This window comes from Pseudarthrobacter sp., assembly GCF_036675385.1.
In the GTDB taxonomy this organism is placed as follows: Bacteria; Actinomycetota; Actinomycetes; order Actinomycetales; family Micrococcaceae; genus Arthrobacter.
The window spans coordinates 1-12,139 of the sequence record NZ_JAKFFD010000208.1; the positions used below are offsets into that span (position 1 = coordinate 1).

At 66.8% G+C, this 12,139-nt stretch carries 8 protein-coding genes and 1 pseudogene; 1 reads left to right on the forward strand and 8 read right to left on the reverse strand.

Going from position 1 to position 12,139, the window contains the following annotated elements; genetic code table 11:
• Positions 1-1,653 (forward strand): DUF2264 domain-containing protein (locus V6M49_RS17360; protein ID WP_332762316.1); only part of this gene is annotated, 1,653 nt, incomplete at its 5' end.
• Here V6M49_RS17360 and V6M49_RS17365 read toward each other — a convergent pair.
• The 8 genes and pseudogenes from V6M49_RS17365 to V6M49_RS17400 form a co-directional block, all read right to left on the reverse strand.
• The gene (locus V6M49_RS17365; RefSeq protein WP_332762318.1) at positions 1,650-2,399 is read right to left on the reverse strand and encodes a ThuA domain-containing protein; all 750 of its coding nucleotides are present in this window, start codon (positions 2,397-2,399) and stop codon (positions 1,650-1,652) included. The two genes, V6M49_RS17360 and V6M49_RS17365, sit on opposite strands and share 4 nt — an antisense overlap.
• Positions 2,399-3,493 (reverse strand): Gfo/Idh/MocA family protein, encoded by a 1,095-nt coding sequence (locus V6M49_RS17370; protein ID WP_332762328.1) that lies wholly within the window; start codon positions 3,491-3,493, stop codon positions 2,399-2,401. Before V6M49_RS17370 ends, V6M49_RS17365 begins: the two co-directional genes overlap by 1 nt.
• A gap of 85 nt (positions 3,494-3,578) precedes the next feature.
• Positions 3,579-4,493 (reverse strand): carbohydrate ABC transporter permease, encoded by a 915-nt coding sequence (locus V6M49_RS17375; protein WP_332762320.1) that lies wholly within the window; start codon positions 4,491-4,493, stop codon positions 3,579-3,581.
• Positions 4,490-5,467 carry a carbohydrate ABC transporter permease gene (locus V6M49_RS17380; protein WP_332762322.1) on the reverse strand — a complete coding sequence of 326 codons (978 nt, stop codon included), beginning with the start codon at positions 5,465-5,467 and terminating at the stop codon, positions 4,490-4,492. Before V6M49_RS17380 ends, V6M49_RS17375 begins: the two co-directional genes overlap by 4 nt.
• Before the next feature lie 2 nt (positions 5,468-5,469).
• Positions 5,470-6,834: an ABC transporter substrate-binding protein gene (locus tag V6M49_RS17385; protein WP_332762323.1), complete on the reverse strand. Its 1,365-nt coding sequence runs from the start codon at positions 6,832-6,834 to the stop codon at positions 5,470-5,472.
• A gap of 144 nt (positions 6,835-6,978) precedes the next feature.
• Positions 6,979-7,977 (reverse strand): LacI family DNA-binding transcriptional regulator, encoded by a 999-nt coding sequence (locus V6M49_RS17390; RefSeq protein ID WP_141139118.1) that lies wholly within the window; start codon positions 7,975-7,977, stop codon positions 6,979-6,981.
• Between the two features lie 169 nt (positions 7,978-8,146).
• The gene (locus tag V6M49_RS17395) at positions 8,147-11,653 is read right to left on the reverse strand and encodes a discoidin domain-containing protein (protein WP_332762326.1); all 3,507 of its coding nucleotides are present in this window, start codon (positions 11,651-11,653) and stop codon (positions 8,147-8,149) included.
• A gap of 231 nt (positions 11,654-11,884) precedes the next feature.
• A pseudogene (locus tag V6M49_RS17400) lies at positions 11,885-12,139 on the reverse strand (hypothetical protein); the annotation flags it as partial.

Consider the following 12,139-nt stretch of genomic DNA (forward strand, 5'->3'; position numbering starts at 1 on the left):
CGGGGCCTCGACGCCGGCACGGACCCGGCGAATCCTGACCGGTGGCCGACCCCCGGGGAGCTGGGCCAGGCCAAGGTGGAGGCCGCTTCGTTGGCAGTTGGGCTGGCCCTGACCCGCGATGTGCTGTGGGACAAGCTCCCGCAGCGGGTCCAGGAACAGCTGGTTGCCTGGTTCGAAACGGTGATCGGCGAGGACTATCCACCCATCAACTGGGTCTGGTTCCAGATTGTGGTGGAAACCTTCCTTGCAAGCGTCGGCGGGCGTTCGTCGGACGCGGACATCGACGCCGGCCTGGCCATCCACGATTCGCTCTACCGCGGCCATGGCTGGTTTGCCGACGGTCCAGAGCGGGCCTACGACCACTACGTGGGCTGGGCCTTCCAGGTCTACCCCCAGCTTTGGGCGCTGATGGCGCCGGATGATCCGCGCGTGCAGGCCCGCAAAAAGCTCGACGGCGCCCGGCTCGCCGACTACCTCGACGACGCCGCCCACCTCGTCGGAGCCAACGGGGCTCCGCTCATCCAGGGCCGCAGCCTCATCTACCGCTTCGCCGCGGCCGCCCCGTTCTGGACCGGCGAACTTGCCGGCCACACGCGGCTGTCTCCCGGGCTGAGCCGGCGCGCGGCCTCCGGCATGCTGGACTACTTCGCCCGCCGCGGCGCCATCACCGATGACGGACTCCTTTCGATCGGCTGGCACGGCGAATTCGCCGGCATGAGGCAGTCCTATTCGGGCGCAGGGTCACCATACTGGGCCGCGAAGGGCTTCCTGGGACTTGCGCTCCCGGCCGACCACCGGGTGTGGACCGCCGTCGAAGAGCCCCTGCCCGTGGAGGCCGGGGACACCCGGCGGCTCATCGCGGCGCCCGGCTGGCAGGTGGACGGAACAGCGGCCGACGGCGTTGTCCGGATCCGGAACCACGGCACCGACCACGCCAATGCTGGAGTGGTGGTCGCCGATTCCCCGCTCTACGCCCGGCTGGGATACTCCACGCACACTTTTCCGGACCTTGAGCCGGAGTCCCTGGACAATGCCGTTGTGCTGGTGGACGCAGCGGGCCGCCTCACGCACCGCACGGGCTTCGAGTTCCTTGGCCAGAAGGATCTGGGCGGCGTCCTCGCCGGTGCCTCCCGGGCCACGGCCAACTGGATCGCGGTGGATCCCGACGGCGGTCCGGACCATGGCAGCGGGGCCAGGGGAACCGCGACGCCCGGGCCGGAAATCACAGTGGTTTCGCTGACGCGCGGCGCGGTGGAGGTGCGGCTGGTCCGCGTTCAGGGCACATCCCCCGGCACGCCCGCGAGGCTGCGGATCGGCGGCTGGCCCGTGGATGCGGAGTCCCCGACGGAGAGCGAAATCCGTCCCCTTGCCGGCTGGGGCTCACCCCTGGACGACGCCGGAACCTGGCACCGCGAAGCCGCGCACCCGGTGGGGGAGCGGCTCACTATTCCGTGGATCGGCACGCCGGGCGCGGCCGACGACGGCGACTATGCCGCCGTCGTCGTCCTCGCCGGTGCGGGAGGTGCTGAAGCCGCTGCCGGCGTCCGGTTTGTCCCCACCCAAGGCGGTCCTGGTGGCGGCGGACGGTTCGAGTTCGCGGACGGTACCGTTGTTGACGTCGCCGCCGTCTGGGAGGGGTTCGCTAACCCTTAAGCCTCGTCGAACCAGCCCCGGGCAGGGTTGCTCACAGCCGGTACCGAACGGTGCAGCTCAGGCTGTGCCGCCCAGCGCACGCCGTTCGCGAGGACCCGCTGGATCTGCGGGTGGTGGTACACCGGGTATTCCTGGTCGCCGGGGCTGAAGTAGAAGATCCGGCCCTTGCCCCGGGTGAACGTGACCCCGGACCGGAACACCTCGCCGCCGGCGAACGAGCTGATGAAGATCAGGTCGTCGGGGTCCGGGATGTCGAACAGCTCGCCGTACATCTCCTGCTCGGGGATGACGATGGGGCTGTCCACGCCCTCGGCGATGGGATGCGACGGCTTGACGGTCCACACGAGCTCGCGTTCGCCGTCGTTCCGCCACGCCAGGGAGCAGCTGGTGCCCAGCAGCCGCGTGAAAACCTTGGCGAAGTGCCCCGAATGGAGCACGATGAGCCCCATGCCGCCCAGGACGTGCCGGTGGACGCGTTCGACGACGGCCTCGCTCACCTCGGCGTGGGCCATGTGGCCCCACCACAGCAGGACGTCGGTGTCGGCGAGGATGTCCTCGTCGAGGCCGTGCTCATCGTCGGTGGCCAGGACAGCCGTCGTGATCTCGGCGTCCGGGTAGTAGGAGCGCAGCCCGGCCGCGATGGCACCGTGGATGCCGTCGGGGTAGATTTCCCCGATGTGGGACGGCTCGTTGAGGGCCTCGTGGACGCCCTCGTTCCAGACCCGGATTCTCAGCTTGTTGTTCATTAGAGACGAACCTCCCTTTGCTCCTGCGCCGACTGGTAGCAGGCGTCGATGATTTGGGCCCGGTAGAGCGCCTGGGATCCGTCGTGCCGGCCCCAGCCGTCCGCAACGCCGCGCACCGCCGCCACGAAGTCGTCCACCACGGCCTGATGCGCCTTGCCTGGCAGGGCCTGCGGCACGTAGTCGGCGTTTTCGCCGTCCTTTTCCGTGAAGACCCTCAGCTTACCGACAGGTGCCAGGGGGGTGCCTTGGACCTTGAGCTCGGCTCCGCCGTCGGTCCCGTAGACCATGAAGTCCAGTACGTCGTCCGTCTCCCGGTAGCTGGCCCAGCCGGCCTCTATCAGCAGCGTCGCGCCGCCTTCCAGCCGCAGGAACGCGGACGCGAAGTCTTCCACCTCGAACGCGTTGCTGGCAGCCATGGCGGTGTAGCGGTCGTTGCCGCCCCGGCCGCGGGGGCCCAGCTCTGAATGGGTGGTGGCGGACACTGCCACGACTTTCGGTTCGCCGAGCAGGTGCAGGGCGTAATCGAGGGCGTGGACGCCGATGTCGGCCAGCGGCCCGCCGCCTGCGAGTTCGGGGTTGGTAAACCAGCTCCCCAGCATCGGGATGCCGGAGCGGCGCAGCCAGGATGCCTTGGCGTAGTACGGGCGTCCCAGGCCGCCGCCGTCGATCACTTCCTTGAGCGCCTGGATATCACCACGGCGGCGGTGGTTGAAGGCGACGTCCAGGACGCGTCCTGCCCCGCGGGCGGCGTCCACCATGGCCTGGCCTTCGACGGCGTTGCGTGCGATCGGCTTCTCGCTCAGCACGTGCAGGCCGCGCTCGAGGGCGGCGATGGCGATGGGTGCGTGCAGGAAGGTCGGCACTGCCACGCTGATAGCGTCCAGGCCCCCGTGCTCCAGCATCTCTTCCCAGCCGGCGAAGGCGTTCGGGATCGAGTATTCGGCCTGCAGGGAGTCGCGGAGCTCCTGTTCCATCCCTGCCAGCGACACGATGCGGACGCCTTCCAGGGAATCGTAGGCCTTGAGGTGCTGCTGTCCCGCCCAGCCAATGCCGACGACGCCCACCCTCAGTTCTCCGGCTTGTGGTTCCTTCAGGGAAGCGGCCTGCTGTCCCGGGGACTGCTCGTTGCTCACGATATTTCCTTTTCTTGTGTTGTTTGGGAACTTGATTGGTGAGGTTTTAGCCCTTGACGGCGCCGGCGGTCATGCCGGACACGATGCGCTTCTGGCACAGGAGTACCAGGATGACGAGCGGGACCGTGATGATCACCGACGCGGCACTGATGGTGCCCAGCGGCTGGTCAAACTCGCTGGTTCCGCTGAAGAACGCGATCGCCACCGGGACCGGACGGGCCTCCGGCGATGTGGTCAGGGTGACGGCAAGCAGGAATTCGTTCCAGACCGAGATGAACACCAGGATCGCCGTGGTGGCAAGGCCCGGGACCGCCAGCGGCAGGATGACCTTGCGGAAGGCCATGAACGGCGTGGCCCCGTCCATGTACGCCGATTCCTCGAGCTCACGCGGAATCTCCTTGAAGAAGGAGGTCAGCGTGTAGATGGCCAGCGGCAACGCAAACGTCAGCTTCGGGATGATGAGGCCCAGGAGCGTGTCGTACAGGCCGATTTCGCGCCAGATCGAGAACATCGGGGCCGCGATGGCGATGGCCGGGAAGGTGGTGACCGAGAGGATGAGGGTCAGGATCATTGCTTTGCGCCGCATCTTCAGCCTGGCCAGCGCGTAGGCGGCGAAGGAAGCGAACACCAGCGCCACCGTGGTGGTGACGACGGCGATGATCACCGAGTTGCGCAGGGCAAGGAGGAACTCGGGGTTCTGGAACACCGCCAGGTAGTTCTCGAACGTGGGCTGGCTCGGGAACAGCTCCCCCTTGGACAGGCTCACGCCCTGCTTGAGGGACGTGTTGACCAGCCAGTAGAACGGTATGAGCGAGAAACCCATAACGGCGAACACGAAGACCCACACGACCGGGTGCAGCTTCGCCTCGCCGCGGAGCCTGCGCCTGGGTGACCGGCGCTTCGGTGCCCTACCGGGGGCGGCGGGTGCCGCCGTCGTGCGCTGTGCAGTCAGGGTGCTCATTGTTCCTCCTTGGCGACTTCACGGATGTTGCCCCCGGCGAAGCGGATGTAGACCACCGAAACGGCCATGACGGTAAGGAAGGTCAGGATGGACAGCGCCGATCCTTCGCCCACCAGGCGGTTTTCGCGCAGCTGGGTGTAGGCCAGCATTGACATGGACTCGGTGCCGTTGGCGCCGCGGGTGAGCACAAACGGCAGGTCGAAGACGCGCAGGGCATCCATGGTGCGGAAAATCGCCGCGAGTACAATCGCGGGACGCAACAGCGGCAGTGTGATGTTGACGAAGGCCTGCCACTTGCTGGCACCGTCGAGTTCCGCCGCCTCGTAGGTCTCGGCCGAAATGACCTGCAGGCCGGCCAGGATGATGAGGGCCGCGAATGGCGTCGTCTTCCAGACGTCGGCCAGGACAATCACGGCCATCGCGTAGCCGTGCTCACCGAGCCAGACGACGTCGCCGCCCGGCAGGCCCAGCGTCGAGAGGACGTTGGTGACCAGGCCCAGGTTGGGCGCGAACATCGTTTCCCAAGTGATGGCGCTGACCACGGTCACCACCGCGTAGGGCAGCAGGACCACGGTGCGCAGGAGTGCGCGGCCCTTGAAGGCGAGGTTGAGCAGCAGCGCCATCGCAGTGCCGAGCACCAGCTCCAGCGAAACCGAAAGTCCCGCGAAGAGGAACGTCTGGCCGAAAGCGGCCCACCAGTGCGGCCCGCTGAGCGCCGTGATGTAGTTTTCCAAACCGACGAAGCGGGACAGCCCGGCGGTGCGGACGCTGTACTGGTTCAGTGACAGCCAGAGCGCGTAGCCGATGGGGACCGCTGCCACCAGGGCCATGAGGACCAGGGACGGTGCGGTCATCCGGAACGCAACGCGCCGCTCCGCCCGGTCGCGGCCGTTCCCGCCGCGGCTCTTCACCTCGCGGCCGTTCAACCCGTGACTGTTCACCCCGCGGCCGGGGGATAGGGATTTGAGTGCCATGATCAGAAGCTCGCCTTTGCGGTCTTGATCTCTTCGGCCATGCTCTTCACGGCGTCCTCGGTGGAGGCGGCGCCGGAGAGGACTGCGTAGACGTTTTTGTAGATCGCCTGCGAGATCTGCGGGTAGACGGGGGAGATCGGGCGGGGCTTGGCGCCCTTGACGGAGGCGAGCAGTTCGGTGGCGAACGGCATCTTCGCCAGGACAGCGGCGTCGGAGTAGGCGGCTTCATTGACAGGGGCCTGCGAGAAGTCCATGGCCACGTGCTTCTGCCAGTCCGGGGTGGTGGCGAAGTCGATGAAGGACACTGCCCCTGCCTGGTTGGTCGAGTGGGCCGAGATGGCCAGGTTCCAGCCGCCCAGGACGCCCGAGGCCTTGCCGCCCTCCCAGGCCGGAAGCGGAGCCACGCCGAAGCTGCCTGCCAGCGGGGTGGCGTTGAGCAGGCGGAATACGTGCGGCCAGTTGCGCTGGTACCCGTAGTTGCCGGACTCGTAGGCCAGCCGGGCCGGGTCCTCGTTGTAGGTCAGCACCGCACGTTCCGCGGAGCCGTCCTTGAGGCCTTGGCTCATGAAGTCGAGCACCTCACGGGTCTCCGGTGAATCGATCTTGACCTCGCCTTTGCTGTCCAGCACCTCTCCGCCGGCGCTGTAGAGCATCTCCAGGAAGTTGACCGTGAGGCCCTCGTACTGCTTGCCCTGGTAGACGAAGCTGTTGCCGGGGGCCGCGGCTGCCTCAGCGTAGAGCTGCTGCCAGGTCTCCGGCTTGGCCACCTTGTCCTTCTGGTAGTACACGAGTCCCGCGTTGGTGAAGAACGGGGAAGCCCAGTACTTGTCCTCGTACTTGGCGGTCTCCACGGTGGAGGGGATGAGCCGGTCCTTGTTGGCCTCGACGAGCTTGGTCTGGTCCAGCAGCCAGCCCTGGGAGGCGAACTCGGACGTCCAGATGACGTCCGTGAGGAAGATATCGCATTCGGTGGACTTGCCTTCGAGCCGCTGCACGGCCTGCGTGCGGGCCTCGTCTGTAGTTGCTCCGATTTCGGTGTACTTGGCCGTGACCTTGCCGTTCGCCGTGGTGAAGGCCTCCGCCGTGCCTTTGTAGATCCCAGAGGCGTCCTTGCCGCCGCAGATGTTGATGCTGCCGGTGGCGCCAGCGGCCGACGCCGGATCGGCAGCTGACGCGTTTTCCGCACCAGGGGTGGCGGCGCCGCCGCCGCACCCGCTCAGCAGCAGTCCCGCAGCCATGGCCGCAGCGGCGACGGCAACGGTGCGCGGACGCCGCCGGGAACTGCAGTGCAGGGCGGTGGTGCGTGCCACAGCCTGGGATGGTGTGGTGTCCTCCTGGAGCGGAGAAGAAGGTCGAATCAAGTCCACGAGTGGCTCCTTTGCCTGGCCGGCTTCTTTTCGAATTCTACTTTTGGAATCGATTCCAAATTGGAGCCAAAGCGCCCCGTCGGAAAGCTTGGAATCGATTCCAAAGAAGTGTGACAGGCGCCACGTGAGGCTGTCAACCCCTGCTTAGTTCTTCGTCGAGTCCCGAATTACGAGCTCATGCGGGAGGAAAGTCCGGCCGCGGCGGTGAACCCCCGGCACTGTCATCCTCGCCAGGAGCTCTTCGAAAGCCAGACGGCCCATGTCATAAGCCGGCTGTCTGATCGTGGTCAGCTCCGGGACGCACATTTCCGCCTGCACTGAGTCATCAAAACCTGCCACGGCGATGTCGTCCGGCACGCGGAGCCCGGCGTCGGTGATTTCACGGACGCATCCGGCGGCGACGGTATCGCTGCCGCAGAACACGGCGTCGGGAAGGGGGTCTGCCTTCAGCAGCTTCCTGGTGAGGCGGCGCCCGGTGTGGAAGTCGAACTCACCTTCCACGAACAGCGTCTGGTCCGGGGATATACCCGCTTCGGCAGCCGCCTGGCGGAAGCCTTCCTCGCGCAGCCGGCCGGAGCGGGCGGCTCTGTTGCCGATCATCGCCAAGCGGCGGCCGCCCGTGTCAATGAGGTGCGTGGTGATGTCGAAGGCGGCCTGCCGGTCGTCGATGGATACGCCGAACGCAGCCTCGGAGTCGGCGATCTCGCAGACCTGGACAACGCTTAGCTGCTCGGCCATTTCGTCGACATCTTCGTCCGGCATCGTCGGCGAAAACATGATCAGCCCGTCCACGGATCCGTTGCGGAGCATGTCCACCAGCTGCTGTTCCCGTTCCGGGTCCCCGGCGGTCGGGGCGATGAGGCTGACATAGCCCGACGAGGCCGCGGCGTCGCCGACACCCCGGAAGGCTTCGCTGATGATGGGCGAGTTCAGGTTCTTGGCGAGGGCCAGAATGCGCATGGTCCGGTCCCGGCGCAGGTCGCGGGCAGAGGCGAGGGGGCGGTAATTGAGCTGCCGGATGGCCGCGGTGACCTTTTCCTTGCTCGACTCGCTGACGGCCGGACTCTTGTTCAAGACGCGGGACACGGTCCCTACGGACACCCCTGCTGTCTTGGCGACGTCCTGGACTGTCGCTCGCGCCATTCGGTTGTCCTTCCGCGACCAGTGCTGCTGGTCCTTGCCGCCATGCCCGTGCCGTGCCGTGCTGCGGCCGGTTTTTCCTCAGCATAGCCGCCCGCAGGCCCGGGTCGTGATCCACAGGGACGCCCCCGGCCGGAATGAATCCGGCCGGGGGCGCCGCTTCCAGCTGGGGCTACTTCCCGGCCGCGAAGTAGCTCACGCACTCGCCTTGGTTGCCGAAGTGCGGTGACGGGCTGGTCTTCCAGCCGCCGTTCCTGCACGCATCCTTGCCCGTGGAGAAGTCCAGGCGGTACGCCTTCACGGTGCCGTCCGGCGCTGTCACGGTGACTACCGCCGTCGGGTTTTCGGCCGTTGCCTGCTGGACCGTCACCTTGGCGTTCGTGTCCAGGGGATAGCCGACGACGGCGGGTGTCGCCGACGTCGTCAGCACCTGATAGCCGGTGGTTGCGGCTGCGAAACCCACCACAGATGCCTGGTCCACCAGGAGCCGGCCGAGATCAGCAATGCCTGCTTCGCCCACGCGGGAGCCGGCGATGGCCACCTCGGCAACCTTCGTGAAGGAGCCCGTGGTGACGAACGAAACCCGGATACCGCGCGTGGTGACCGGATCAAACCGGACGGTGACCGGCGCCGCCGTCGTCAGGCCCGTGATGGTTCCCGCCGACGTGTCCTGCCAGGCGCCCGAGGCATCCTGGAACTGGATCTTGAGGCTCTGGGCTGCCTTCTCGGCGGACGTCACGGTTACGGAGTCCACCGTGTAGTTGCGGCTGAAGGCGTAGCTCAGGCTGTCGCCGTTGCGTCCGCCGCTGACCCAGTTGGACCAGCGGGTGGCCGTGTTGGCATCGCAGGTGTTTTTCGGGATGTAGGAGCCTTCGGTGTAGCTCGCTGTCACCGCGGTGGTGGGATCGTCCTTGCAGATGTTGCTGCTCGGAACGCGGTCCACCACCAGGACAGTCAGGACCGCGTCCAGTTGTCCGTCCGTGCCGGCGGCCTTGCCCGGCACTGTGACGGTTCCGGCGGCTTGCAGTGCGCCGGCATCAAGGGCGGTCCAGTCCCAGGCCACAGCGAGCGGGTTGCGGGCAGGACCGGCACCGATCTGCCCGGGGACGGTAGCGGGAGCTAGGGCCTGGACGTCAGCCAAAGTGGCGCCCGTACCAACCGTGACGGACACCGGATCCGTGGCGACATAGCTGCCCACAGTGACGGTGAGTTCGGCGTCGTCGAAGGTCTGGCCGTAGGGATCCACGCCGGAGCCATGAATCGTTACGGTGCCTTCCTGCTGCCACACCGCCGGGTCCACCGCGTCCCACGTGACGGCCAGCGGCCGGCCGGGGCCGGCCTCATACAGCGGAGTCATGGTGCTGGGGAGGACAGGTGCGACGCCCGTGGGTGTGCTGAGCTCGGTCCGTTCGGTTCCGAGGAGCACCAGGTCCGCCAGGTCGGTGAAGGCCCAGGCCTGATGCGGATTCGAGGTGGCAGTGGCCGTGGTTCCGGTTGACGACGCCAGCGTGATGCCTGTCCCTGCCGCCGTCTGGTTGCCGGAAACCTGCAGCGCGATCGCCGCGGCTGCATTGACCAGGGACCATTGCTTGCCATTTTCCGTGGTCACGATCCACTGTGCGGACGGCGTGGCTTTGGCCTGCTCGAGGCTTATGGTGGCCAGCGACGCGGCTCCCGACTGGCTGGCGTTCAGCACACCGCCGTTGCCTGTGAGCACTCGGCCGTCCTTGTTCGTCAGGACCCAGCGGCGGTCGTTGGCGAACTCGTCGTCACCGCTCACGGCGTTGAACGTCCACAGCTGCGGGCCGACGCCGACAGCGTCCGTGCCCAGCTCCTCGATCGAAGCGCCTCCGTTCGCACGCGCCGTCAGGTACTTGCGGCTGGCCTCGCCGGTGAGGTGGTAGCTGTGCCCGTCCAGAACTGGCGCGGCGTCCTCCGCAACCCCGCTGACGCCGTCGACGACGAACGTCACCACGGATGCGGCAGGAACCTCCAGCGTTGCGGACTTGGCCGCCGTGTTGACGGCGACCGGGGCACCCTTGACGAGCGCGTTGCGCTCGATGTCGTCCAACGGGGACTTGGTGGTGACGACAGGCGTGACGGTGGCGCCGGGAGCGATGCTGCCGAAGCGGCTGAGGTCCAGGGTGACCTTTTCCGCCGTCGGCGTGTCATTGAAGTGCACCAGCGTGGCGCCGTTGCCGTCCGCGCGCAGGGCGCTGGCGGTCTTGGTGTTGTCGTTCTGGATCAGGAAGTCGCCGGGGCGGATGTAGTGCGTGAAGTTCCGGGTGGTGTTGTACTTCTGGTTGGTCAGCACCTTGCACTTGGCTTGATCCTGGGACGCGCCGTCGTTGAGCCGACGGTTGGAGAAGCCCTCGCGGCCCTCGTAGTTGCAGTCGAAGTCGATGTAGATGGAACCCCAGCCCTTGTCGCCTTTTTCCTGCTTGTAGGTGTCCTCCACAGGCTGCCAGAAGACCCAGGCATCCGGCTCGAGTTCGCGCAGATCGTTGACCATGCGGCCGGCGATGCCCAGGCCGTTGGTGATGTTGGAGCGGTCCCATCCGCTCGTGGAGTCACCCAGCACAGGGTTGCCGGGCCAGAAGCCGCCCACCTCGCTCATCCACAGGGGCTTGTCAGTGGAGCTGGCCAGGTCGCGGACGCGGCGGCGGTCGTTGGTGCCGTACGTGTGGACATTCAGCTGGGCGACGGCGTCCTTGGCTTCCTGGCTGTAGCCGTTCCAGTTGGTCATGAACTTCGTGGGATCGGTCTCGTCCATCGCGGAGATGACGACGTCCGTGGTGGTGCTGTCTTCGGCCAGTTCGGCGGCCAGCAGCTTGGTGACGCGGTCCTGGGCGGCCGGGTAGATCAGCGCGCCCTCCTGTTTTTGGGTATAGGTGGTGGGCGGCTTTCCGGTGGCGGCGTTGATGTCCGTGCCCCAGTAGCCGGAGTTTGGCTCGTTGAACGGATCAATGGTGTCCACCGTGATGCCGCTGCCCTGCTCCAGGAGTTCGACGGCGTGCTTCATGTACGCGGCGAACTTGGCTTCCGCCTGGGGCAGCAGATTCTCGCCCTTGTTCGAGTTGACCTGGCCGGACACGTAGCCGCTCTTGGTCATGAACCACGGCGGGGAGTTGCTGAACGCCTCCCAGTGGGTGATCTGCTGCTCAGCCGCGAGCTGTTCCACCCACCAGCGCTGGTTCTGGTCGGAGTCGGGATTGTAGGACGCGGGATCGTCCGGGTTCCACTGGTTCAGGAAGGCCAGCTTGTTCGCCTGGGCCGGGTCCACGGAGCCGTCGGGCCTGTAAAGGTTCGACGCCGCACCGCCCGCCGCGGGCTCCGTGACCGGCTTCCACCACCCCTCCACAGCACTGCCGTCGTTGAGGTAATTGGCGACGTCCGAGGCATTCCCGCCGCCCACGTTGTAGCGGGCGATGTTGAGGTTGAGGCCGTCTTTGCCGAACACCTTCTGGTAGAGCTCCTCCCGGAGCTCGGGGGAGTAGCCCGCCGTCGCGTTGGCAAACCAGACCAGGCTGGTGCCCCAGCCTTCGAACGCCTCGCCGCGGCTGGCAGGATTCGGGGTGATGGTCACCGGGGTTGGCTCGTCTGCGGCGGTTGCAGGGAGTGTCGCCGGCGCCAGCGCCAGCCCTGCCAGGGCCGTGACGGCCGCTGCCAGTACAGCCACCGGCCTTCGGATTCTTCGTGCGGAAAACGTCATTGTTGTACCTCGGGGTCTCGGGGTGCTGCGCTGATCCGGCCGATGTGCGGGTCCGATGCTTAGCGGATCGGGGAAGCCGGGCACAGCGAGACTATGTTCGAGCCGTGTGTGCTTCAAGGGATACGAACACGCTCGTTCGAGGTCGGTCAGAGGTGTTCATCTGCGCCATGCAGTAGCGGCGGCGTGAGTCAGCTGCGTTCAGCGCACCTCGAGGATGAGCGCCAGCAGCCGTGCGGCGGCGGGACGGGCAGCGTGTTCCTCGTTCCACTGGGCCCTGGCCACAGCCTTGCTGACGGCCTGCGTGGTGATGCCGAGTTCCTGGGCCACCGCTTTCTGCTGTCCGCGGACGCCGGGGGTCATGAGGTCCAGGACGCGCCATTCTGCCCCGGATCTGTCCCGCACAATATGGCCCAAAAGCCGCAGCACGGACTCAGCTTCGTAGGCGATGTCCGC

Bases quoted from the DNA above. Each gene is read 5' to 3' on its own strand.
- V6M49_RS17390 (WP_141139118.1), bottom strand. From the start codon at position 7,977: ATGGCGCGAGCGACAGTCCAGGACGTCGCCAAGACAGCAGGGGTGTCC.
- V6M49_RS17365 (WP_332762318.1), bottom strand. From the start codon at position 2,399: ATGAACAACAAGCTGAGAATCCGGGTCTGGAACGAGGGCGTCCACGAG.
- V6M49_RS17375 (WP_332762320.1), bottom strand. From the start codon at position 4,493: ATGAGCACCCTGACTGCACAGCGCACGACGGCGGCACCCGCCGCCCCC.
- V6M49_RS17380 (WP_332762322.1), bottom strand. From the start codon at position 5,467: ATGGCACTCAAATCCCTATCCCCCGGCCGCGGGGTGAACAGTCACGGG.